Below are 22,915 nucleotides of genomic sequence, written 5' to 3'. Positions count from 1 at the left end.
TGACGTGCGCCCCGCCTCAGCGGGCGATCAGCCGCGCCACGTCGGGCGAGCCCTTGAGCATGTCCTGGTCCTTCATCAGCCCGACCCAGTAGGCCAGTTGCTTGTCGGTGACGACAGGGCCGGGCGGCGAGATCTGCACCTTGGCCAGCACCTCGGGCGGCAGCTTGATGTACTTGCCGATGGCCGCGCGCACGCGCGCGTCGTTCTTCGCCTGGCCCATGAAGGCGGCGGCCTCCACCAGCGACTCGCGGAAGGCGCGCACCGCCTGCGGGTTCTTCTCGGCCCAGTCGCGGCGCGCGGCATGCACGATGGTCTGGTTGCCCTCGGGCAGGAAGGTGGAGTAATAGCTCGCCACATAGCCCGCGCCCGATTCGGTGATGCGGCTCATGAAGGGGTCGGCCGACACCACCGCGTCCACCGAGCCGCCGCGCAGCAGGTCCGCATGCTGCGGGAAGGCGGCCTCGACGAAGTTGACCTTGCGGTAGTCCACGCCCTGGTCCTTGAGCCAGGCGCGGAAGGTCACGTGCAGGAAGGCGCCCAGGCCCGGCACGCCGATCTTCTTGCCCACGCAGTCCTGCGCATTCTTGATGCCCGAGCCGGCGCGCGCCACCAGGCCGAAGCCGGTGATGCTCTTCGCCGTGAGCCCGCCGCCGGCCACCAGCACCAGGTCCAGGCCGCCATCCACCGCCTGCAGGAAGACCGAGGGCGTGGGCCCGCCGATGGTGAGCGAGTCGGACTGCAATGCCGCCGGGATGGTCGAGTTGAGCGGGATGAACTTGGGCTCCACGTCCAGCGAACGCTTGCCGAAGTAGCCCTCTTCCTTGGCCACGAAGACCGAGGCGAAGTCGGTCACGGCCGTGAAGCCGAACACGATCTTGATGGTGCCCTGTGCGCGGGCGGGCAGCGCTGCGGCGGCCAGGGTGGCGGCGCCGAGTGCCGAGAGTGCGGTGCGTCTTTTCATCAGGCTTGTCTCCGTGGGTTTGTCTTCTTGGCAGGCGCCGCGGCCTTGCGAACGGCGCGAGGACGGGGCATGGCGGCGCGAAGCCCGCCGGCGATGAAGGCCACTAGCAGCGCGCTGCCCGCCGCCTCGTTGGCCTGCGCCTCGCCGCCGGACAGGCGCTCCACCCGCGTGTCCGTCAGGTGGTGCAGCAGCGCGCCGAGGGCGAACTGGTAGCCCCAGGCCACCTGCGCACGCGTGGCATGCGGCAGGGCGCGCTGCAGGGCGTCGATGAAGGCGTTGGCCAGCGGGTCGAAGTAGTGGCGCAGCACACGGTCGGCCTCTTCGGTGACGTGCGAGAGCTCGCGGGCCACCAGCCGTGCGTAGTACTCGCCTTCGCTGCTGGCGCGCAGGGCCAGAACCGGCGCGGTGAAGGCGTCGATGATGCGGGGCAGCGTGCGCGCGTCCGCCGGATCGATGGGCACCTCGGCGAGCGCGGCCAGCCGGCGCTCGATGGTCTGGTTCCAGTGCTCGAAGATGGCCTCGAACAGTGCGTTCTTGGGGCCGAAGTAGTAGCCCACCAGCGCCAGCGGCACGCCGGCCTCGTCGGCGATCTGGCGGATGCTCACGGCGTGGTAGCCGTGGCGGGCGAAGAGCTTTTCGGCCGCCAGCAGGATGGCGTGGCGACGGTCCGGACGGGGCTCGGCGGCTGCGCCACGGGCCGCGCGGCGCGCGGGAGGAGCGGAGGTCGGCCGGGCACTCATGCGCCTATTGAACGGCCGTACAACAGTCTTGCACACACGTACAAACCATGAGCCGCTGCTCCCTGCCAGTGCTTCGTGGCGGGACAGTGCCAGTCGCGCAGACGACGCGGCTGGGGCCAATCCGCATTGAGCGTGCTGCAGTGCCGCACTACGCTGGCCGTATGACCGCTCCCGCCTACGTTCCCCAGATCCGCCTCTTCCAGAACTGGCTGCGCGACCGCCGCGGGCTGGTCTTCGACAGCTACGACGCGCTGTGGCAATGGTCGGTGACCGACCTGCATGGCTTCTGGCAGGCCATCTGGGACTACGCGGGCACCCAGTCGCCGACGCCGCACCGTGCGGTGCTGGCCGACCGGCGCATGCCGGGGGCCGTGTGGTTCCCGGGCGCACAGGTCAACTATGCCTGCGAGGTGCTGCGCCATGTGGAGCCCGCGCATGCGGCCGGCATGCCGGCCATCGTCAGCGAGAACGAGGCGGGCGAGGTGCGAGAGATGTCCTGGCCCGAGCTCCAGCGCCAGGTCGCCTCGGTGGCGCTGTCGCTCAAGGCCCTGGGCGTGCGGCGCGGCGACCGCGTGGCCGCCTACCTGCCCAACATCCCCGAGACCATGGTCGCCTTCCTGGCCTGCTCCAGCATCGGCGCCGTGTGGAGCGTGTGCGCGCCCGACATGGGCACCGCCGCCGTGGCCGACCGTTTCAGGCAGATCGAGCCGAAGGTGCTGATCGCGGTCGACGGCGTGCACTATGGCCAGAAGGCGCTGGACCGCAGTGCCGTGGTGCGGGAGCTGCGCGCGCAGTTGCCCACGGCCGAGCACCTGCTGCTGCTGCGCACGCCGCATGCGGCCGAGCCCTTGCCGCACGACATCGACTGGACCACCGCCAGCGGTCGCGACGATGCCGAGGTCGCTGCCTTCGCGCCCGAATGGCTGCCCTTCGACCATCCGGTGTGGATCGTCTATTCCAGCGGCACCACCGGCCTGCCCAAGCCCATCGTGCATGGCCAGGGCGGCATCCTGATGTCGATGGCGCTGTCGCAGATCCATTACGACCTGGGCAGCAGCTATGCGGCCAACAGCTTCGGCGAGCGCTTCCACTGGTTCAGCTCCACCGGCTGGGTGATGTGGAACGCGCAGCTGTCGGGCCTGGTGGCGGGCGCCACCTGCGTCATCTACGACGGCCATCCGGCCCACAGCAAGGAGCAGCCCGACTGGTCGGTGCTGTGGCGCTTCGTGGCGCGCCATGGCGTGACCTTCTTCGGCGCCGGCGCGGCCTACTTCAGCAACTGCATGAAGGCCGGCGTGCGCGCCGTCGACTGCGGCGACCTTTCGCGCGTGCGTGTGCTGGGCAGCACCGGCTCGCCACTGGCCGAGGAGGTGCAGCGCTGGGGCAGTGCGCAGATGCAGGAGGCGAAGCTCGCCGCGGGCCTCGTGCCCAAGCCGGGTGCCCTCAAGGGCGGCGCCGATGGTGAGCCCTGGTGGTGCAACATTTCTGGCGGCACCGACTTCTGCGGCGCCTTCGTCGGCGGCAACCGCGAGCTGCCCGAGGTGCCGGGTCAGATGCAGTGCCGCTTCATGGGCGCCGCCGTCTACGCCTGGAACGAGAACGGCCAGGCCGTCACCGGCGAGGTGGGCGAGCTGGTCTGTACCGAGCCCATCCCGTCGATGCCCCTGTACTTCTGGAACGACCCGGGCAACGCGCGCTACCTGTCGAGCTACTTCGACACCTACCCGGGCGTCTGGCGGCATGGCGACTGGCTCAAGGTGGGTGCGGACGGCGGCTGCGTCATCTACGGCCGCAGCGACGCCACCATCAACCGCCAGGGCCTGCGCATGGGCACCAGCGAGATCTACAACGCGGTGGAAGCGCTGCCCGAGGTGCTCGACTCGATGGTGGTCGACCTGGAGTACCTGGGCCGCGACAGCTACATGCCGCTCTTCGTGGTGCTGCGTCCCGGCGTGGCACTGGACGAGGCCATGCGCCGCAAGCTCAATGACGCCATCCGCGCCAGCCTGTCGCCGCGCTTCCTGCCGGACGACATCTTCGAGGTGGCCGAGATCCCGCGCACCCTCTCGGGCAAGAAGCAGGAGCTGCCGATCAAGAAGCTGCTGCTGGGGCAGCCCATCGACAAGGTGGTCAACAAGGAGGCCATGGCCAACCCGGGCTGCCTGGGCTGGTACGTGGCGCTGGCGGAACGGCGGGCGCAGGCCGCAGCCTGAGCCAGTGACGGCGGCCGGGCGCCCGGCCTGTCGCGCCGGTGGTCGATGGCGCCGAGGCGCGGGCCGGACAATGGCCCTCCACATGCCGTCCCCGTCAGCCACTTCGCGCGGCCTCGTCGCGCTGACTTTCGCCTTCTCCCTCAGCCAGTTCTTCCGCAGCTGCCTCGCGGTCATCGCGCCGGAGCTGCAGCACGATCTCGCGCTGTCGCCTGCCGGCTTCGGCGCGCTGTCTTCCAGCTTCTTCCTGGCCTTCGCCGTCGCGCAGGTGCCGGTGGGCGTGGCCTTCGACCGCTGGGGCGTCGGGCGACCCAGCCGCTGGCTGCTGGCGATCGGCGTGGTGTCGGCGGCCCTGCTGGTCGCCGCGCCCAATGGCGCCGTCGCCATGGTGGCCCAGGCGGGCCTGGGCCTGGCCTGCGCGCCGGTCTTCATGGGCCTCATGCATTACGCGGCCGAGCAGCTGCCGCCGGCCCGCTTTGCGGCCTTCATCAGCCGGGCCAATGCCGTGGGCATGGTGGGCTCGCTGGTGGCCACGGCGCCGCTGGGCTGGGCTGCTCATCGCATCGGCTGGCGACCCGCCATCGCGATGGGCGGTGTCGCCATGCTGCTGGCCTGCATCGGCGTGTGGCGGCATGTGCGCGACCAGGGCCACGCCCAGGCCCGGCAGGAAAGTCCCGCCGCCATGGTGCTGGCCAGCGCCGGCCTGCTGCGTCGGATGGCGCTGTGGACGCTCATCCCGATGTGCATCGCGATGGCGGCGGGCACCAGTTTCCGCAACGCCTGGGGCGGGCCGTACTTTGCGCAGGTCTTCGGCCTGGGGGCCGATGCGCGCGGGCTGGCGCTGATGGTGGTGAGTGCTGGAGGCATCCTGGGTGCGCTCACCATTCCTTTGGTGGTGCGCCGCAGCTCGCTGCGTGGCACCGTGGCCGGCTGGACCGCCTTCTCCTTCGTCGCGGCCGTGGCGCTCACCGCCTGGCCCGCGGTGGGGCTGGCCGTGGACCTGACCCTGCTCACCTTCGTCGTCACGGCCGGCATGCTGCACCCGCTGGTGATGAGCCACGGCCGTGCGCTGGTGCCTGCGGCTCTGCGCGGGCGGGGCCTGGGCGTTCTGAACACCTGCGTGTTCCTGGGGTCCGCCGGCGCCTCCTGGGCCTTCGGCCTGATCGCCGAGGCGGGCCAGCGCCGCGGCTGGCCGGTGGACGGCACCTTCGCCGCCATCTTCGGCTGCGCGGCGGCGCTGCTGCTGGCGGGCCTGCTGCCCTACCTGTTCAGTCCATCGCCGGTGGAAGCGGCGCCCTCGCGCCCGTCCTGAGGCGGATGCTCAGGCCGCTGGCGCGAGGATCGACGCGCGCAGCCGGTACTCGGCCTGCGCATGGGGCATCGGCTCGCCGCGCCGCAGGGATTCGATCCAGGGCCGCAGCACGGGCCGCCGGCTCCACGTCACGCCCAGCGCGAGCAGCAGCGGCCTGGAGGCCCGCGCGAAGGGCAGCATCTGCACGCGGCCATCGGGCGCGATGAGCGCCACCACCTGCTGGGTGCCCAGCACCGGCGCGAGCTGCCAGGCCGACAGGTCGGGCGCCGGATACAGGCTGAGGCGGCCCACCCGGGCGCGTCCGGCCAGCCGGTGGAGCTGGCAGCGGTTCTTGCCCTCGCCGGCCCAGAAGATCGGAATCCCCGCCAGGCCGTGCGCGGTGGCGTCCATGGCGCCGGGGTCGGCGCGGATCTCGTCCACCATCGCCCGCAGTCGGGCCTGCGGCCGCTCGGGCGTGAGGCGGTAGGCGTCCTTGCGCACCCAGCCGAGCGTGCACCAGGGCGGCAGACTGCTGCGCTCCCAGGTGCCGACGGGCTCGCCGGTGGCGGCGAACCAGTCGCCCAGAAGATGCCGGACAAAGCGGTCCGGCAGGTGCGAAGCCCGGAGCGCCGCCGCCTGCTCCAGCGTCAGGCCATGCGCAGCGAGGATCTGCGCGACGCGACCATTGGGGGGCGTGCGGTCGGGCCAGCGCACGGCATGGTCCAGTGCCTCCTTGAGTTCGCACAGGGGCTCGACAAGGCTGCGCCAGCCGTCCGGAACGAATGGACCTGTGCGCTCGAGGGTGGGAGAGGGGGGCGAGTCGATCATGGAGAAGAGAAAAATTTTTTGGATGCGCGTGGGCCGGTCAGGGCGTGCCGGCGGTCCGCAGTGCGGGCGTTGCAGGCCCGGGGAAGTTCTTGCGCATCACGCCCGGCAGGGTCGCGAACAGCGCCTGGCGCAGGCCGTCGTAGGCGGTCCGGTTTTCCTTCAGCAGCGTGTCGTAGGCGTAGTAGCGGGGCTCGGCCGACCGGAAGGACACGGAGTCCCAGGCCAGGGGCGCAAGCTGTTCGTCGCGCAGTGCGTACTCGACCCGGGCGTAGGGCCGGAAGCTCGAACCGAGGTCGGGTGCCCAGTAGGCGGTGGAGATGCGCAGCAGCAGCACGTCATGGCCGGGCGTGGGCGTCAGCCCGTCCAGGTGCAGCTCTCCGTCGGCCCCCTGGGCGCGTGCTGCGGGCGTGAGTTTGACCACGCGGCCGGTCGCACGCAGTGCCTCCGCCAGGCGCTGCGCGTACTCGCGGTTGAGCGCGAGGTCGCTGCCTTCGCCCCGCACCGCCTGCGTGAAGCGCTGGCTGCGCTCGCCGGCCTGCTGGGTCGAGTTGCCGCGGCTGAGGGCATCCACGCCCATCGCCGCCAGCGCACCCACGGGGCCCAGCAACCCGATCAGGCCCACGGCGGGAATGGCACCCGAGTCGCGCACCACCAGTTCGGGCTCCGCGTTGTAGAAGATCTCCACGCGCGGATGCGGCAGCGGATGCCCCGAGGTGGCACTGACGGGTGCGGTGGGTGGTGCCTGCCGTCCCGCGCAGGCGGCGAGCATTGCGGCGACCACGCAGATAGAAATGGCGCGTCTCATGACGTCTCCTTGCCGGCTCCCTGTGAATCGTTCTGTCGATTCTGGGCAGCGGCACGGTGATCGCCATGGTCTTGTTTCGCAAAAACCGCGTCCGGCGGTGTAACGGCGCCAGAAGCGGCGCGCATGCGCGTCGCTTCTTTAACAAGCGCGCGGATTGGTCAACGAAATGCGGGGCGGCGTCACCCGTGTGACGACCGGGGCGCGCGGCAGGCGCGGCAGGGCAAGGGCGCTACAGCCAGTTGCCCGTGCCCTGCGGCAGCTGGATGCGGGTGGCCGGGTCGCCGCCGTCCACCAGCGTGCCGATCAGCATGCTCAGCAGCGAGATGAAGATGCTGGCGAACAGGGCGGTCCAGAAGCCTGACACCCGGAAGCCCTTCACCAGCGCCGCGACCAGCAGGATCATCAGCGCGTTGATGACCAGCAGGAACAGGCCGAAGGTCAGCAGCGTGAGCGGCAGCGTCAGGAAGATCAGCAGCGGCTTGACGATGGCATTGGCCAGCCCCAGCAGCAATGCCGACACCACCAGCGAGCCCGTGCCGTCGAACTGCAGCCCACGGAAGATGTGACTGGCCACCCACAGCGAGAAGGCGGTGATGGCCCAGTGGAGGAGGAAGGGCGTGAGGTTCGCGAGCATCGTCCGATGATAGGCCGGCGTCATGGCGGGCAGCCCCGTGCGGCCAAGCCCCGCAGCGGGCGGACAGCGCCGCTCAGCCTCGGCCTACAGGCGGCTGCGCCCGCGGGGCGAGCATGGCCTTTTGTGCAACACAGGAGATCACCATGCCCCGTGGCGACAAGTCCGCCTATACCGACAAGCAGAAGCGCCAGGCCGAGCACATCGAGGAAGGCTACGAATCGCGCGGCGTGTCCGCGCCGGAGGCCGAGCGTCGCGCCTGGGCCACCGTGAACAAGGAGACCGGGGGCGGCAAGAAGAGTGGCTCGGGCCGCGGCCATGCCGAGAACCACGCACCGTCGCGCAAGGGCGGCCATGCAGGGGGCAAGGCATCGGCCTCGCGCTCGGCGGCCGAGCGTTCCGCCTCGGCGAAGAAGGCGGCGGCTACACGCAAGCGAAACGCCGCCGCCAAGCACTGAGCGTCTGCCGTTTCGCCTTGCTGCCGGGCACGGTGGACCGCCTTCTGCCTTGCGCCCCGTCAAAGCGGCTGCGGCGATGCAGGCCTACCCTGCGATCTCCCCCAACCGACTGCGTGGAGAGACGACGATGGCCACCCTGCAATGGTCCGAAGCCCTGGTGCTGGACGCCCCCGTGATGGACCGCACCCATGAGGAGTTCGTGCTGCTGCTGGCCGACGTCGAGCAGGCGCCGGACGAGCAACTGCTGGCATGCTGGAGCGGGCTGATCGACCACACCGATGCCCACTTCTCGCGCGAGGACCAATGGATGCAGTCCACCGGCTTTTCCAGTGCCAACTGCCATAGCGTGCAACACAAGGTGGTGCTGCAGGCCATGCGCGACGGCCTGGCGGCCGGCCAGCGCGGCGATCTGGCGCTGGTGCGCGAGATGGCGCGCCAGCTGGGGGCGTGGTTCGTGCTCCATGCACAGACCATGGACGCAGGCTTGGCGCTGCATCTGCGCAGCGTCGGCTTCGACATGGAGACGGGCGAGATCGGTCGGCCCCATGCGCTACCGGCCCAGCCGATGACGGGCTGTGGCTCTGCGGCATGTTCTCCTGCCGTGGAAGAGGCCACCGCGACGGTTGCTTGAGGCGAGGCGGGCCAGCGCGGGCGCGAGCGCCAGCCGCAGGGCGTGTTGCGTTCCTCGCGTAGCACCCGCGCCCCGCCGCCTTTCTGCTGTCGGCGGAGGGTCGAAGCCCTTGAGCTCGCTGTTCAGAAGCGGGCGGGGCCGGCGCCGATCAGCTGCCGTGTGATCGCCGCCCGCACCGGCGGCAACCGGCGTGCGGCTTCGAGCACCACGCTGCGCAGCAACCGATGCGCGCCCCTCTGGCCCGCATAGAGGCGCGCCACCGCATTGGTGCCGTGGTAGATCGGCGCCGTCTCGCGGCGGTGCACTCGTTCATATTGCTGCAGCCGGTCTGCGCGGCCGGGATCGTCGGACAGCGGCCGATGCGAGAGGGCGGCGCACAGACTGCGCACGCCTTGCAGCCCCAGGTTGAAGCCATGGGCGGTGACCGGGTGCATCCCCACGGCGGCGTCGCCCGCCAGCGCGAAGCGGTGGCCCGCAAAGCGGTCGGCATAGGTCGCCACCAGCGGATAGGCGTGGCGTTCGCCGGCCAGGCGCAGCGGGCCCAGCCCGTCGCCGAACTGGCGTTGGATTTCCTGCGCGAACGCGTCGGCCGGCAGGCTGCACAGCCGAGAGGCCTGCGCGCCCGGCACCGTCAGCACGGCAGAACTGAAGCGGCCCGGCAGGGGCAGCATGGCCAGCGTGCGCTCCGGACCGAAGCATTCGTGTGCCACCTCGCCATGGTCCGCGGCCTCGTGGGCCACGCGGCAGACCACCATGGTGCGGCCGAAGTCCTGCAAGGCAGCGCCCACGCCGAGCTGGCGCCGCAGGCCCGAGAAGCGGCTGTCGGCCGCCACCAGCAGCCGTGCGCGCAGCGGCGCGCCGCCTTCGCTGGCGATGTGGGCATGGTCCGCGTCGATGTGCACCTGCTGCACGCGCCGGCCGGGATGCAGCCGCAGGCGCTCCTGCGATGCGGCCGCCGCGAAGCAGGCCCGTCGGATCGCATGGTTGGCAACGATGGCGCCCAGCACCTCGCAGCCCGTTCCCGCCGTGTGGAAGCGCAGGGCGGGCGAGGCGGGGCCGCCGTCCGTCACCCGGGCTTCGCGGATGCGGCCGATCGCCGCGGCCGGCAGGTGGCGCCAGATGCCCAGCTCGCGCAGCAGCCCGACGCTGGCGTGGGTCAGGGCGATCTCGCGGCCGTCGTCGGCGGGCGCGGCGAGGGCGTCGGCGTCCTGATGGTCGAGCACGTCCACGCCGTAGCCCTGGCGGGCGAGGGCGATGCCCAGGGCGAGTCCGGTGGGGCCGGCGCCCACGATGGCGATGTCGAGCGGATCGGTGGGGCGCATGGGTCTCGCGGCGGAAGTCGGGCCGTCCATTGTGGCCAGCGCCCTGCCGCATCGGCTTGACCGGCCTCAACCCGTGGCAGCCCGGTCCTCGAGCAGTTCGTACACCGTCAGGGGCGCCTGCCGGCCGCGCAGCAGGGTTTCGGTGGCGATGCGCCGCACGGGCAGGCGCTCGGCCACGCCTTGCCAGGTGGCCTCGGAGATGAGGATCCGCGTGCCCAGCGCGGTGTTGAGCTCTTCCACTCGGCTCGCCACGTTGACGGCATCGCCGATGGCCGTGTAGGCCGGGCGGTCGTTGGAGCCCAGCACGCCCGCGATCACCGGCCCGGTGTGGATGCCGATGCGCGTGGGCAGCGGCGCGCGGCCCGCGGCCCGTGCACGGTCGTTGAGGGCGTCCACCTCGGCCTGCAGGTCGAGGGCGGCGCGGCAGGTGCGCAGCTCCGCGTCGGGCAGCGCGGTGGGGGCACCCCACAGCACCATCATCCCGTCGCCGATGTACTTGTCGATGGTGCCGCCATGGCGCGCGATCACCGCCGCCGTCAGGTTGAAGTAGTCCGTGAGCTGCGCCACCAGCACCGGCGCGGGGGTGCCTTCGGCCAGCCCGGTGAAGCCGGCGATGTCGGTGAACATGATCGTCACCCGCCGCAGCCGGCCGCTGGCGCCCAGGGGCAACCCTTCGGCCATGAGCTGCCGCACCAACTGCACGGGCACGAACTGCCGGAAGGCGCGCAGCCCGCGGGCGGAGTCGTCCAGGGCCTGCGCCAGGTGCTGGATCTCCAGCACGCGGCTTTGTGCGGGTGCCGGGCCGTCCAGCTCCAGCCGTCCGATCCGGCGCGCGAATTCGGCCAGGCGCTCCACCGGCGCCGTCACGCGGCGGGCCAGGCGCAGCGACAGCAGCAGCACCACGCCCAGGAAGCCCAGCGCGGTGGCCATCGCGCCGCCGACCGCCCGGTGCACGCCGCCCAGCACGCGCTCCTCGGGCACCCAGCTGACCAGCCGCCAGCCGGTGGCCACGATCACCGAACTCTGCACGAAGTAGCGCTCGCCGCGGTAGGTGATCGTGAAGCTCGCGGCCCCTGCGCGGGCCAACGGCTCGCGCAGGGCCGCGAGCACGCCGTCGGCGGGCGACTCCAGCCGGGTGATGCGGCCGGGCCGGTCGCTGCGCGCCAGCACGCGCAGGTCGGCGCTGAGCAGCGCGCTGTCGCCCTCGCCGGCGCGGGCGAACTGGCGCACGAAGTCCGACAGCCGGCCCAGGGTCACGTCTCCCGCCGACGGCCACGTACAGGCTGTCGAGTTCGGGCGCCTGCTGCAGCAGCACCCACAGCAGCTCGGCGGTGTCGTCGGCGCTGCTGCCGGCAGGCGCGAGGTGGGGCGCCTGCACCATCGCGTCCACCGCCGTGGCGGCCCGCTCCAGGAAGGCCTCGACCTTCTCCTGGACCCGCCGGTGATTGGCCCGCTGCGCCCCCTCGCCGAAGGAGGAGACCAGCCGTTGTGCGCCCCAGCCCACGAAGGCGATGAGCACGAGCGACTGCGCGAGCACCAGGGCCGCGATGAGGGTGCCCACGTCGACCCGGAAGCGACGGGAGCGGGGCAGGAAGGACGCGAACGACATGCGAGCGGGGCAGGGTTGCCGCAGCAGGACCGTCGGCGGCCCATGATCTTGCGGGCCGCGGACCGACGTCCTGCTGATCCCGCAGCGGTGCGGGTCGGATGGCGCAAGGCGTCGTGGGCTCGTGCAGACGCAGCGTCAACAGAGATGGAGGAGGGGGCAGGCGTCTTTGCAGTTGTCCAGGCTGTCGGCGCGGGCTTACCGCGCAAGGCGCTGCGGGCGCCGGCGTCGACCCCGGAACAACTCCTACGCTGCAGCGCATGAACGATCCCCATGCCCCCCGCACCGGCCAGGCGCCGCCTCCCCTCTCGCGAGAGGCCTTCCACGTGCAGTTCATGCAGGTCTTCCACGACCCGGCCTTCCGCGCGGAGGCCGAGGCGATCGGCCGCATCGAACAGGTGGCCTGGGAGGCGTACGAAGACGGGCGCAAGGCGCCGGTGACGCGGGAGGCGGGGCCGGGGTATGCCGATCCGGGCTATGCGCTGTCCGTGGACTGGATCGAGGCACGTGCGCGCATCGACGCGGCGCAGGCCGAATGGAGCCGGCCCGAGACGCGCTCGCGCGTGCTGCTGATCAACGGCTCGCCGCGCAACGACGGCAGCTGCCCCGGCGAGATGTCCAAGAGCTGGCGCCTGCTGCAGCTGGCGCGCGAGGTGCTCGAGGGCCAGGGCCTGCAGTGCGACGTGCTGGACCTGAGCCGGGTCACCTCCGACTACGGTCGGCACATCCATCCGTGCAAGGGCTGCGCCTCCACCGCCATGCCGCTGTGCCACTGGCCCTGCAGCTGCTATCCCAACCATTCGCTGCGGCAGACGGGCGACTGGATGAACGAGATCTACGAGCGCTGGGTGGCGGCACACGGCGTGCTGATCTTCACGCCCACCCACTGGTACCAGGCGCCCACGCCGCTCAAGGCGATGATCGACAGGCTGGTCTGCGCCGACGGCGGCAATCCCGATCCCACGTCCACCCACGGCAAGAAGGCCGCGCAAGCGAAGGCGCTGGAGCTCCAGGGCTGGGACTATCCCAAGCACCTGGAAGGTCGGGCCTATGGCGTGGTGGTGCATGGCGACGTGGCGGGCATCGAAAGCCTGCGCCGCAACCTCTGCGACTGGCTCGACTGGATGGGCCTCATCGACGCGGGCACCCAGGCCAGACTCGACCGCTACATCGGCTACTACGAGCCGTACGCGACCAGCCACCAGACACTGGACGCCGACGAGGCCATGCAGGAAGAGGCCCGCAATGCCGCCCGCGCGGTGGCGACGGCCGTAGGGATGCTGCGCGCCGGTCGCCTTTCCCCGCCCGATGCGCGCCTGAAGAGGCCGCGGCCCAAGTAAGCAGCTGCAACGCCCGCGCGAGGGTCGCGGGGTTGCGGCTCCTCGATTCCTGCCCGATCACGCGGCAGGCTTCACGCTTCTTTACCTCGACACACCTGTCGCTTACCGAGGACGAACGCCGTCTTGACCTGCGGGGCGCACAGTCGTCTCCACGCTGCCGATCCGGTGGCGGTCTTCGGAAAGGAAGCACCATGAAATCCCCTCGTCATTCCCTCCTCGCGGCCGGCCTGCTGGCCTGTGCCGCCTTCGCCGCCTCCGCGCAGCCCGCGCCGTCGGCCCCTGCAGAGGGCGCCCCGCCGCCGGCCGGCATGAACGGCCAGCGCCATGGCAAGACCATGGACCCGCAGCAGCGCATGGAGCGCATGAAGGAGCACCATGCCAAGCGCATGGAGGCCCTCAAGGCCAAGCTGCAGCTGACGCCGGCCCAGCAGCCCGCCTGGGACGCCTATGCCAGCGCCTTCACGCCGCCAGCGCGTCCCCCGGGGGCGCGTGAAGATCTGGCCAAGCTCAGCACCCCCGAGCGTCTGGACCGCATGCAGGCCCGGCAGGCTGAACGCCAGGCGCGCTTCGCCAAGGTGGCCGATGCGACCCGCAGCTTCTATGCGCAGCTGTCGCCGCAGCAGCGCCAGACCTTCGATGCCGAGACGCTGCCGCGCATGCATGCGCGTGGCGAGCATCCGCACGGCCACGGGCCACGGCCCGGAGATGCAGCCCGCGGCTGACATTCGAGGCGAGCGCCCATGAAAAAACCGCGGTCCATCGGCCGGGGTTTTTTCGTGCGGCGCCGGGGTGGGTGGCGCCGGTGTCGGTCACTTCGGCGTGCCGGTCATGTTCTTGGGGTTGGTGGGCACGTCCGGGCGCTCGCCGGTATTGCCATAGGGCCGACGCTGCATGTCGGCCTTGGTGTCGGCGCGCACCTCGGCGCGGGTGTTCTGGTTCACGGGCGGCGTCGGGTTGGGCTGGCCGTTCATCACGGTGCTCGGCTGGCCGCTGGGCGTCGTGGTGTTGTCGGGCATGCGGTTGTTGGCCCGGGCCTCGGAACGCACGTTGTCGCGTTGGGCCGGCATGGTGCCGTCGGGACGCTGCGTGGGGTTGGGCACGCCGGCCGGCGTCATCGTGCTGGCCTGGCCCTGCGTCGCAGGCACCGTGGTCTGGGCGATGGCGCTGGCGCCCACGGCCATCAGGCTGGCGGCGGCGAGTGCGGACAGGGTGCGAGTGGTGCGGGTCATGGGTCTCTCCTTCGATGGGTTGGAAGTTGCGGGATGACGTCGCCATCCCGACGGCGTGCAAGCACCGTAGCGGTGCCGATTGCAACGCCGGTGTGGGCCTCGACTGCGCGCCCCTGTAGGAGCCGCATCCGCATGGGCCGCTGCTGAAGCGAAATCGGCTGGAGAAAAAATGGGCGTGGGGAACCGGACGCGCTCCTACAGGGCAGTTCCGACGGGCGGCCTACAACATGCCCCGTGTCCTCATTGCCCCAACCCGATCTGTCCATGCCTGCGCCCGAGCCTGCCTCGGTCCCCGCCGCCGCGCGCCGCGTCAAGGTGATGACGGTGAACACGCACAAGGGCTTCACCACCTTCAACCGGCGCTTCATCCTGCCGGAGTTGCGCGAAGCCGTGCGCACGGTCGGCGCCGACGTCGTCTTCCTTCAGGAAGTGCTGGGCACGCACGAGCGGCATGCGCGTCGGGTCGACAACTGGCCGGAGGCACCGCACTATGAATTCCTCGCGGACACCATGTGGCCGCAGTTCGCCTATGGCCGCAACGCGGTCTATCCGCGCGGACACCATGGCAATGCCCTGCTGTCCAAGTTTCCGATCGTCCATCACCGCAACCATGACGTATCGGTGGCGGGGCCGGAAAAGCGCGGTTTGCTGCATTGCGCGATCCGCATGCCCGGCATCGCGGGCGAGCTGCATGCCATCTGCGCCCACCTGGGCCTGGCCGAGTCGCACCGTCAGCAGCAGCTGGAGTTGCTGTGCCACATCGTCCGCGATGAGGTGCCGGCCGATGCCCCGCTGATCGTGGCGGGCGACTTCAACGACTGGCGCAGCCGCGCAAACGCTGTGCTGGAAGAAGGAGCCGGCCTGAAGGAGGTCTTCATGAGCGCAACGGGCAAGGCAGCCCGCACCTTCCCGGCTCGCTTTCCGCTGCTGCCGCTGGATCGCATCTACGTGCGCAATGCCGATGTTTCCGCGCCGGTGGTGCTGCCCCGCACGCCCTGGTCCCATCTGTCCGACCACGCACCGCTGGTGGCCGAAATTCATTTCTGATCCCATGCCGATGGAGCGACTGCGACCATGACCGCGCCCACATGGCACCCTGACAACGACGTCGAACTGCTCGAGAACGGCGAGGCGTTCTTTCCGCGCGTCTTCGAGGCCATCCGTCGCGCCGAGCGCGAGGTGGTGATCGAAACCTTCATCCTCTTCGAGGACAAGGTGGGTCTCGCATTGCACGAGGCGCTGTGCGAGGCCGGCCGCCGCGGCGTGAGCATCGACCTGATGATCGATGGCTTCGGCTCGCCAGATCTGTCCGCGCGCTTCCTGGGCGAGCTGGCTGCGGCCGGTGTGAAGGTGCGCGTGTTCGACCCCGGCGAGCGCTTCTTCGGCAAGCGGCTCAATGTGTTCCGCCGCATGCATCGCAAGATCGTGGTCGTCGATGGCTGGCGCGCCTTCATCGGCGGCATCAACTACTCCGCCGACCACCTGGCCGACTTCGGCCCCGAGGCCAAGCAGGACTATTCGGTCGAGCTGCGCGGCCCCATTGTGGGCGAGCTGCACCGCTTCGTGCTGCGCGAGATCGCCCTGGGGGCACGCAAGCCGCGCTGGTACCGGCGGCGCATGAAGCGGGTGCAGGCGCTGCAGCAGTCGCCCGCCCACCATGACGCACCGCCCACGGCCACGCGGCTGCGCGGGCCGCAGGCGGCACAGGGCATGCAGGCCCTGCTGGTCACCCGCGACAACCGCCACCACACGACGGACATCGAGCGCCACTACCTGGAGGCGATCCGCAAGGCGCGTCGGCGCGTCGTGATCGCCAATGCCTATTTCTTTCCGGGCTACCGCTTCATCAAGGCCTTGCGGCAGGCGGCGCGGCGGGGTGTGGATGTGCGGCTGATCCTGCAGGGCGAGCCCGACATGCCCATCGTAAAGAAGGCGGCAAGCATGCTCTACCACCACCTGCTGCATGCCGGCGTGCGCATCTACGAATACTGCGAGCGCCCGCTGCACGGCAAGGTGGCGCTGGTGGACGACGACTGGAGCACCGTGGGGTCGAGCAACCTCGATCCGCTGTCGCTCTCGCTCAACCTCGAGGCCAATGTGGTGCTGCGCGGCGAGGGCTTCAACCGCGTGCTGTCCGAGCGGCTGGAGCACCTGATGCGCCACAGCTGCAAGCAGATCGCGCCCGAAGACCTGGCCGAGGAGTGGAGCGGCTGGCGCCTGGTGCGCAGCTTCTTCGTCTTTCACTTCCTGCGTTGGTATCCCTCGCTCACCAGCTGGCTGCCGCGCCATGCGCCGCAGCTCAAGCCGGCGGTGCCGCCGGCTGCGGCTGCGCCCCTGGGCGCGCAGCCGGCCGACGCCGTCTGACGGCCATGCCGACGGCCGCCTCTGCCCGCGCGCCAGCCCGGCCGGCGGCGTCCGAGCGACGCTGGTGGCCCTGGCTCAAGCGCGGCGCGCTGTGGGCCTTCCTGCTGGGGGTCGGATGGCTGATCGTGCGGCAGGCCCGCACCATCGAATGGGACGAGGTGCTGGACGCATTGCAAGCGCTGCCGCTCGCCCTGGTGGCCGCCGCGGCGGCCCTTGCGGCCTTCAGCTTTGCGCTCTACACCACCTTCGACCTGCTCGGCCGTCACCTTACCGGCCATGGCCTGCGCGCGCCCACCGTCATGGGCGTGGCCTTCATCAGTTACGCCTTCAACCTGAACTTCGGCTCGCTGGTGGGCGGCGTGGCCTTCCGCTATCGGCTTTATTCGCGGCTCGGGCTGCGCGCCTCGGACATCACGCGGGTGCTGGGCTTCTCGATGCTCACCAACTGGATCGGCTACCTGCTGGTGGCGGGCGCCGCCTTCGCGCTGTCGCCGCTCGCCCTGCCGCCGGAGTGGCGCATCGACAGTGGTGGGCTTCGCGTGCTCGGCGTCGTTCTGGCGGCCGTGGCCCTCGGCTACCTGCTGCTGTGCGCCTTCGCGGGCGGGCGCTCGATGACGGTGCGCGGCCATGCGCTGGAAGTGCCCTCGCTGCGCATGGGTGCGCTTCAGCTGCTGCTGTCCGCGGCCAACTGGTCATTGATGGGCGCCATCGTCTGGCTGTTGCTGCAGGGGCGTGTCGACTATCCGCAGGTGCTGGCCGTGCTGCTGGTCGCGGCCGTGGCCGGCGTCATCACCCATGTGCCCGCTGGGCTGGGCGTGCTGGAGGCGGTCTTCGTCGCGCTGCTGTCGCACCGGGTGCCGCAGGCGCCGCTGCTGGGGGCGCTGCTCGCCTATCGGGCGGTGTACTACCTGCTCCCGCTCGTCGTGGCGGTGATGCTCTATGGCGTCACCGAGTGGCGGGCGCGCCACCGGCACAAGACCTGATCGCGCGCGGGGCCTTCGCGCAACGGCGGCGCGGGGCTGTATATTCATCCAGTGGATCTCCAGCGCAAACTCGCCATCCTTGCCGACGCGGCCAAGTACGACGCCTCCTGTGCCTCATCCGGCACGGACAAGCGTGACTCGCGCGGCGGACGCGGCATGGGCTCGACCGAGGGCATGGGCATCTGCCACAGCTATGCGCCCGACGGCCGCTGCATCTCGCTGCTCAAGATCCTGCTCACCAACTTCTGCCAGTACGACTGCCTCTACTGCATCAACCGCGTGAGCAGCAACGTGCCGCGCGCACGCTTCTCGGTGGACGAGGTGGTGCACCTCACGCTCGACTTCTACGCCCGCAACTGCATCGAGGGCCTGTTCCTGTCCAGCGGCATCATCCGCAGCCCCGACTACACCATGGAGCAACTGGTGGAGGTGGCGCGCATCCTGCGCGAGGACCACGACTTCCGCGGCTACATCCACCTCAAGACCATCCCCGATGCCGATCCGGTGCTCCTGGCCCGCGCCGGACGCTATGCCGACCGGCTGAGCATCAATGTCGAGCTGCCCACGCCCGCCGGCCTCGAGGCCCTCGCGCCGGAAAAGGACGCCACGGCCATCCGCCGCTCGATGGCTCGCATGGCGGTGCACATTGGCGAGGCCAAGGGCCAGGCCGGCGACGACGCGGTGGCCGCGGCCAAGGCCGTCTCCCTGCCCGTCACCGGCCCGCGCCGCGGCAAGGCGCCGCGCTTCGCGCCCGCCGGCCAGAGCACGCAGATGATCGTCGGCGCCGATGCGGCCACCGACGTGGCCATCCTCGACACCAGCGCCAACCTCTACGGCGCCTACCGGCTTCGGCGCGTGTACTACTCGGCCTTCAGCCCCATTCCCGATGCAGCCAGCCGCCTCCCGCCCGCAGCGCCCCCGCTGATGCGCGAGCACCGCCTCTACCAGGCCGACTGGCTCATGCGCTTCTATGGCTTCGAGCACCACGAGATCGTGCCGGCCTCGCAGCAGGGCATGCTGGCGCTGGACGTCGACCCCAAGCTGGCCTGGGCGCTCGCGCACCGCGAGCGCTTTCCCATCGACCTCAACACCGCCCCGCGCGAGCTGCTGCTGCGCGTGCCCGGCCTCGGTGTGCGGGCCGTGCAGCAGCTGGTGGCCGCGCGTCGCCACCGACGCCTGCGGGCCGAGGACCTGCGCCGCCTGCGCGTGCCCGTGGCGCGCGTGATGCCCTTCGTGCAGCTCGATGGCCATCGTCCCGCACGGGCGCTGGAGTCGCCCGCCTTGCGCGCCACGCTCGCCGCGCCCGCGGCGCCCGTCCAGGCCAGCCTGTTCTGAGCGTCCGGCGTGGCGCGTCAGGGCGGGCGCGCAACGCGGCGGGCGCCGGCCCGCGCGCATCACGCAGGTCTGCGCACGTGCTGCAGTCCCCCGCTGACCCAGGCGCATGAATCCGACCTGTGCGCCGCGGGTCACCTGCCTACAGAACGGGCGCTTCCGCCTCCCTACCTTGCATCCCCATGAGTCCCCGTGTCATCACCCTGGAAAGCGAGATCGATTGGCCGGGCTTCCGTCGTGAGGCACGCACGCTGCTGGCGTCCTTGGTCCCGCCTGACGAGGTGGTGTGGCAGACACCGGGCCACCCCGCGCCGGAGCTGTGGCAGGCCGAGGCCGCGCCTGCGCCCGTCGCCGCTGCGGCGCCGCATCGGCCGCTCAATGCTTCGCGGCCTGGGAGGCTGGTGGTGCCGCCCGCCTTCATCACGCTGTGCGAAAAGGTGGTGCTGCATCAGGACCCGCAACGCTTCGCGCTGCTCTACCGCCTGCTGTGGCGGCTGGTGCACGAGCGCGGCCTGCGGCAGGACCCGCTGGACCCCGATCGCCTGCGCGCGCGGCAGATGCTCCAGTCCGTGCGGCGCGACATGCACAAGATGAAGGCCTTCGTGCGCTTTCGGCCCGTCGGCCAGCCCGAAGGCGAGCCACCGCTCTCGGTGGCCTGGTTCGAGCCGGAGCACCACATCGTCGAAGCCGTGGCGCCCTTCTTCGTGCGGCGCTTCACGCAGATGCACTGGGCCATCCTGACGCCCGAGTGCTCCGTCCGCTGGACGCCCTCTCCCAAGGACGCGCCGCCCCTGGCGGGTGACGAGGCCCTGCCCGGCGAACTGGAGTTCGGCCCCGGCGCCTCGCGGGAACAGGCCCCGGGACCGGACGAAGGCGAGGCGCTGTGGCTCACCTACTACGCCCACATCTTCAATCCCGCCCGGCTCAAGCTGTCGATGATGGCGCGGGAGATGCCGCGCAAGTACTGGGCGAACCTGCCCGAGGCGCAACTCATCGCGCCCCTGGCGGCGCAGGCGGCCGAGCGCACGGGCCGGATGGTGCAGACCGTGCCGGCCGAGCCGCGTCGCCGCATTCCTGCCCGCGCCCCGCTGCCGCCGGTGGACACGGCCCAGGACCCCGCGCTGACGCTCACCTCCCTCGCCACGGCTGCAGATCGCTGCCGCGACTGCCCGCTCGGCGAGCACGCCACGCAGGTCGTGTTCGGCGAGGGCGCGCTGCGCCCGCCGCTGATGCTGGTGGGCGAACAGCCCGGCGACCAGGAGGACCTGGCGGGTCATCCTTTCGTCGGCCCGGCCGGCCGCCTGCTGGACCGTGCATTGGAGGAACTGGGCTGGCCGCGCGAGGCGCTCTTCCTCACCAACGCGGTGAAGCATTTCAAGTTCGAGCTGCGCGGCACGCGCCGCATCCACAAGAGCCCGGGTCAGCGCGAAGTGCTGGCCTGCCAGCAGTGGCTGGAGCGGGAGATCGCGCTGGTGCGTCCCCAGGCCTTCGTGGCCCTGGGCGCCACGGCCGCCCGTGCGCTGGTGGGGCGGGCCGTGCCGGTGATGAGCGAGCGCGGGCAATGGCTCACCGGACCGGACGATCTGCCGGTGCTCGTCACGCTGCATCCTTCGGCGCTGCTGCGGGGCGACCCGGCCGAGCGGGACACGGCCTGGCGCGCCTGGCTGGACGACCTCGCCCTCGCCGGGCGCTATCTGCGCGGCGAGGACCCCGCCCTCAATCGTCCGCGCGCCGCAGCGTGACGAGCGTGATCTCCGAGGGGGCACCCAGGCGCTTGGGCGGTCCCCAGTAGCCGGTGCCCCGGCTCACGTAGACCCACATGTCCTGCAGCCGGTGCAGGCCCGCCGTGAAGGGCTGTTGCAGCGGCACGAACAGGTTCCAGGGAAAGAACTGTCCGCCATGCGTGTGGCCCGACAGCTGGAGCTGGAACCCGGCCTCGGCCGCCGCAGGCGCGCTGCGGGGCTGGTGGGCGAGCAGGATGCGCGTCGCCACCATCGGAGGCGCATCGCGCAGCGCCTCCTGGGGATCGCTTTCATGCGCGGCGTCGAAGTGGCCGGCGGTGTAGTCGGTCACGCCGGCCACCAGCAGCGCGCTGTCGAGGATCTCCTCGTCGGTCTGCGCGCCGTGCACGCTGCGCGTCTGCAGCACGACATGCTCGTTCAGCAGCACCTTCAGGCCCAGGCGGCGCAGTTCGTCGATCCAGGCATGAGCGCCGGCGTAGTACTCGTGGTTGCCGGTCACCACGAAGGTGCCGTGGCGCGCCCGCAGCCGCGCGAGCGGTGCCACATGCGCGCGCAGTTCGGCTACCGAGCCGTCGACCAGGTCGCCGGTGATGGCCACCATGTCGGCGCCGAGCCGGTTCACCTCCTCCACGATCCGGGCGATGTAGGAGGCGCGGATGGTCGGGCCCACATGCAGGTCGCTCAACTGGGCGATGGTGAAGCCGGCCAGGCGCGCGGGCAGCCCGGCAATGGGCACCTCCACGCGGCGCACCGGCGGCGTGCGCCGGGCAAAGAACAAGCCCACCAGCGAATCGGCCGTGGCCAGTGCCATGACGGCCAGGGCGCTGCCCTGTTCCCACGAGGCGCGGTCCATGGACAGATCGGCGAGCCGCGTGACGGCCCAGGCCGAGAGCAGCCCGATGTCGCGCAGCACCGCCAGCACGAACACCGAGGAGAACCAGCCCATGGCCAGCAGGCCGACCCAGCGCACCGGGGCGCGCAGCACGTCGGGCAGGGGCAGTCGGCGAAGGAAGGGCAGCGGCATGGTCACGGCCGACAGCAGCAGCAGCAGCGCGAAGACCGGCCAGGCGCCGGTCGCCTGCGCCAGGGCAGGCAGCAGCCGCACGGCCAGGAAGACGTGCAGCAGCGTGGTCAGAAAGGCGATGGGAGCGAGAGGCATGGCAGGCGGGCGCCATTTTGCTGCGCCGCAGCAAACTGCGCACGTGGGGAAACCCGCTGTCCTTGCAGAAGCGGGTAATAAAAAGCGCTAAAGGTAAGAAATTACCGCCGGCGTGTGAGCCAACCGGCGGGAGACCCCGGACGCCCCGCGCTCACAAGGTGTGAATGAATCCGGCGTGGCCGAGCGGGCATGTCGGGGTCGTTCACACCTTGTCAGTGGTCGGCCTGCGGACCTTGGGCCAGGGCCTGCGGCGGATGCGTGGCGGCGGCGATGTCGAAATTGGACGGCCACAGGAACAGTGTCCGTCCCGGGGCGCCCAGCGCCACGTTGAGGGTCTGCGTGAGCGTCAACGGCCCGAGCGTCGCCTGCACGTCGTAGGTGCCGGGAGCCAGCCGCGCCAGCATGTACGGACCATGGGCGACCGCGTCGAGCACCTGTTCGCCGTTGTACTTGTTGACCACGCGCACCTTCACGGGCTCGTCGAACTGGCCGCGCTGGCCGCGCGAGACCGCGAACTCGAGGGTGGCGCCCCAGCGCGGCGAGACCATCTCCATGAAGGCCTGCTGTTCGCGACCCACGCCACCGCACATGTATTCGGTGCCCTGCGGCGCCATGAGGATGTCCGGCAACGGCGCGGCGGAGGCAGGGCCTGCAGACAGGACGCAGGCGCCGGCGGTGACGGCGGCGGAAAGAAGACGGGAGAGCCGGAAGGACATGGACTTCTTCAACAACGGTGGACGGTGCGCGGCCCGGATCGACCCGGCCTTGCGGGCCGCAACGGCGGCCGGGCCATTGTGCTCAGCAAGAATCGGGCGCAGTCTGGGGACTGCTCCCCTTGACAGCAGGCGCCGGCACGGGCGGGCTTTGGCGCCGGAATGCGCCAGCATGGGGCATCGGCAGCGGGCGTGCACCTACAGGCGGGGGCCGCCCGGCGGTCTACAAGCGTCGCTTCTCTGCCTATTTCCGATGCCTGCCATGACCCAGCCCGGTTTCCCCCAGACGCCCGACTCGCCAGTCGAGCCCGCCCGCACCGACGGCCAGCAATCCTGGCTCGACGCGATGAAGGCCTTCGATGCCCGACGCCCCGACCTGCCGGGCGAGCACCTGGTGGTGCTGGGCCTGGGGGTGGCCCTGCTGCTGTCCTCGGGCCGGAGCCGCTCGATCCTGGGCCGGCTGGTCAAGGCGGCGGCCGGCGGTGCCCTGGTGGCACGCGCCGCCAGCGGCACCGGCGGTGTGGCCCGCGTGGCGCGGGTCATCTCCAAGGTCACCTGAGGAAGGACGCG

22 protein-coding genes are annotated in these 22,915 nt (G+C 71.0%); 12 read left to right on the top strand and 10 right to left on the bottom strand.

The annotated features are described in order from the left end of the window. Positions 1 to 16 precede the first annotated feature (16 nt). Both DFR41_RS03575 and DFR41_RS03570 read right to left on the bottom strand, forming a co-directional pair. Positions 17 to 964 (bottom strand): ABC transporter substrate-binding protein, encoded by a 948-nt coding sequence (locus DFR41_RS03575; RefSeq protein WP_114801705.1) that lies wholly within the window; start codon positions 962 to 964, stop codon positions 17 to 19. Further along, positions 961 to 1,701, bottom strand: a complete 741-nt coding sequence (locus tag DFR41_RS03570; RefSeq protein ID WP_017760704.1) for a TetR/AcrR family transcriptional regulator — start codon at positions 1,699 to 1,701, stop codon at positions 961 to 963. Before DFR41_RS03570 ends, DFR41_RS03575 begins: the two co-directional genes overlap by 4 nt. Positions 1,702 to 1,862: 161 nt before the next feature. On the opposite strand from DFR41_RS03570, the gene DFR41_RS03565 reads away from it, so the two are divergent. Together DFR41_RS03565 and DFR41_RS03560 are read left to right on the top strand one after the other, a co-directional pair. Beyond that, complete coding sequence (locus tag DFR41_RS03565) at positions 1,863 to 3,914, top strand: acetoacetate--CoA ligase (protein WP_017760705.1); 2,052 nt, start codon at positions 1,863 to 1,865, stop codon at positions 3,912 to 3,914. Between the two features lie 82 nt (positions 3,915 to 3,996). Further along, positions 3,997 to 5,223: an MFS transporter gene (locus DFR41_RS03560; RefSeq protein ID WP_244917633.1), complete on the top strand. Its 1,227-nt coding sequence runs from the start codon at positions 3,997 to 3,999 to the stop codon at positions 5,221 to 5,223. A gap of 9 nt (positions 5,224 to 5,232) precedes the next feature. Here the strand turns inward: DFR41_RS03560 and DFR41_RS03555 are convergent, their stop codons facing one another. The 3 genes from DFR41_RS03555 to DFR41_RS03545 all read right to left on the bottom strand — a co-directional run bounded on the left by DFR41_RS03555 (position 5,233) and on the right by DFR41_RS03545 (position 7,469). Continuing rightward, the gene (locus DFR41_RS03555) at positions 5,233 to 6,030 is read right to left on the bottom strand and encodes a hypothetical protein (RefSeq protein ID WP_114801703.1); all 798 of its coding nucleotides are present in this window, start codon (positions 6,028 to 6,030) and stop codon (positions 5,233 to 5,235) included. A gap of 37 nt (positions 6,031 to 6,067) precedes the next feature. After that, the gene (locus DFR41_RS03550; RefSeq protein WP_147284310.1) at positions 6,068 to 6,835 is read right to left on the bottom strand and encodes a hypothetical protein; all 768 of its coding nucleotides are present in this window, start codon (positions 6,833 to 6,835) and stop codon (positions 6,068 to 6,070) included. Positions 6,836 to 7,064: 229 nt separating this feature from the next. Further along, the gene (locus DFR41_RS03545; protein ID WP_114801701.1) at positions 7,065 to 7,469 is read right to left on the bottom strand and encodes a phage holin family protein; all 405 of its coding nucleotides are present in this window, start codon (positions 7,467 to 7,469) and stop codon (positions 7,065 to 7,067) included. 143 nt (positions 7,470 to 7,612) lie between these two features. Here DFR41_RS03545 and DFR41_RS03540 point away from each other — a divergent pair, with 143 nt between their 5' ends. After that, positions 7,613 to 7,924, top strand: coding sequence for a plasmid stabilization protein (locus DFR41_RS03540; protein ID WP_114801700.1), 312 nt, complete (start codon positions 7,613 to 7,615; stop codon positions 7,922 to 7,924). A 127-nt stretch (positions 7,925 to 8,051) separates the two neighbouring features. Then, complete coding sequence (locus DFR41_RS03535) at positions 8,052 to 8,555, top strand: hemerythrin domain-containing protein (RefSeq protein ID WP_114801699.1); 504 nt, start codon at positions 8,052 to 8,054, stop codon at positions 8,553 to 8,555. Between the two features lie 122 nt (positions 8,556 to 8,677). Here the strand turns inward: DFR41_RS03535 and ubiM are convergent, their stop codons facing one another. Beyond that, entirely contained in the window at positions 8,678 to 9,877 is a 1,200-nt protein-coding gene (gene ubiM, locus DFR41_RS03530) for a 5-demethoxyubiquinol-8 5-hydroxylase UbiM (RefSeq protein ID WP_114801698.1), read from the bottom strand. Positions 9,878 to 9,943: 66 nt separating this feature from the next. Next, entirely contained in the window at positions 9,944 to 11,134 is a 1,191-nt protein-coding gene (locus DFR41_RS03525) for an adenylate/guanylate cyclase domain-containing protein (RefSeq protein ID WP_170159307.1), read from the bottom strand. Positions 11,135 to 11,743: 609 nt separating this feature from the next. Here DFR41_RS03525 and DFR41_RS03520 point away from each other — a divergent pair. Then, entirely contained in the window at positions 11,744 to 12,823 is a 1,080-nt protein-coding gene (locus DFR41_RS03520) for a flavodoxin family protein (RefSeq protein ID WP_114801696.1), read from the top strand. A gap of 191 nt (positions 12,824 to 13,014) precedes the next feature. Further along, positions 13,015 to 13,545 carry a Spy/CpxP family protein refolding chaperone gene (locus DFR41_RS03515; RefSeq protein ID WP_114801695.1) on the top strand — a complete coding sequence of 177 codons (531 nt, stop codon included), beginning with the start codon at positions 13,015 to 13,017 and terminating at the stop codon, positions 13,543 to 13,545. Positions 13,546 to 13,632: 87 nt separating this feature from the next. Here the strand turns inward: DFR41_RS03515 and DFR41_RS03510 are convergent, their stop codons facing one another. Continuing rightward, entirely contained in the window at positions 13,633 to 14,052 is a 420-nt protein-coding gene (locus DFR41_RS03510; RefSeq protein WP_114801694.1) for a serine/threonine protein kinase, read from the bottom strand. Positions 14,053 to 14,316: 264 nt separating this feature from the next. Here DFR41_RS03510 and DFR41_RS03505 point away from each other — a divergent pair, with 264 nt between their 5' ends. From DFR41_RS03505 to DFR41_RS03485, 5 genes are all read left to right on the top strand, one after another. Further along, entirely contained in the window at positions 14,317 to 15,099 is a 783-nt protein-coding gene (locus tag DFR41_RS03505; RefSeq protein WP_114801693.1) for an endonuclease/exonuclease/phosphatase family protein, read from the top strand. A gap of 27 nt (positions 15,100 to 15,126) precedes the next feature. Beyond that, positions 15,127 to 16,416, top strand: a complete 1,290-nt coding sequence (gene clsB, locus DFR41_RS03500) for a cardiolipin synthase ClsB (RefSeq protein ID WP_114801692.1) — start codon at positions 15,127 to 15,129, stop codon at positions 16,414 to 16,416. Between the two features lie 5 nt (positions 16,417 to 16,421). After that, a complete protein-coding gene (locus DFR41_RS03495) occupies positions 16,422 to 17,399 on the top strand; it encodes a lysylphosphatidylglycerol synthase domain-containing protein (protein WP_017760033.1) in 978 nt (325 codons plus the stop codon). Between the two features lie 51 nt (positions 17,400 to 17,450). After that, the gene (locus tag DFR41_RS03490) at positions 17,451 to 18,734 is read left to right on the top strand and encodes a putative DNA modification/repair radical SAM protein (RefSeq protein WP_114801691.1); all 1,284 of its coding nucleotides are present in this window, start codon (positions 17,451 to 17,453) and stop codon (positions 18,732 to 18,734) included. A 179-nt stretch (positions 18,735 to 18,913) separates the two neighbouring features. Beyond that, on the top strand, positions 18,914 to 20,473 hold the full coding sequence (locus tag DFR41_RS03485; RefSeq protein WP_114801690.1) for a UdgX family uracil-DNA binding protein: 1,560 nt from the start codon (positions 18,914 to 18,916) through the stop codon (positions 20,471 to 20,473). Here DFR41_RS03485 and DFR41_RS03480 read toward each other — a convergent pair. Together DFR41_RS03480 and DFR41_RS03475 are read right to left on the bottom strand one after the other, a co-directional pair. Further along, positions 20,448 to 21,632, bottom strand: coding sequence for a metallophosphoesterase (locus DFR41_RS03480; RefSeq protein WP_114801689.1), 1,185 nt, complete (start codon positions 21,630 to 21,632; stop codon positions 20,448 to 20,450). The genes DFR41_RS03485 and DFR41_RS03480 overlap by 26 nt on opposite strands. Positions 21,633 to 21,844: 212 nt before the next feature. Then, positions 21,845 to 22,348: a hypothetical protein gene (locus DFR41_RS03475; protein ID WP_043117100.1), complete on the bottom strand. Its 504-nt coding sequence runs from the start codon at positions 22,346 to 22,348 to the stop codon at positions 21,845 to 21,847. 259 nt (positions 22,349 to 22,607) lie between these two features. Here DFR41_RS03475 and DFR41_RS03470 point away from each other — a divergent pair, with 259 nt between their 5' ends. Further along, positions 22,608 to 22,904, top strand: a complete 297-nt coding sequence (locus DFR41_RS03470) for a hypothetical protein (protein WP_244917632.1) — start codon at positions 22,608 to 22,610, stop codon at positions 22,902 to 22,904. The last annotated feature ends 11 nt before the right edge of the window (positions 22,905 to 22,915 follow it).

It is taken from the genome of Pseudacidovorax intermedius (assembly GCF_003350475.1).
Classification (GTDB): domain Bacteria; phylum Pseudomonadota; class Gammaproteobacteria; order Burkholderiales; family Burkholderiaceae_C; genus Xenophilus; species Xenophilus intermedius.
Note: the sequence above shows the minus strand (reverse complement) of the source record. Positions and strands in the feature narration are given on the sequence as shown.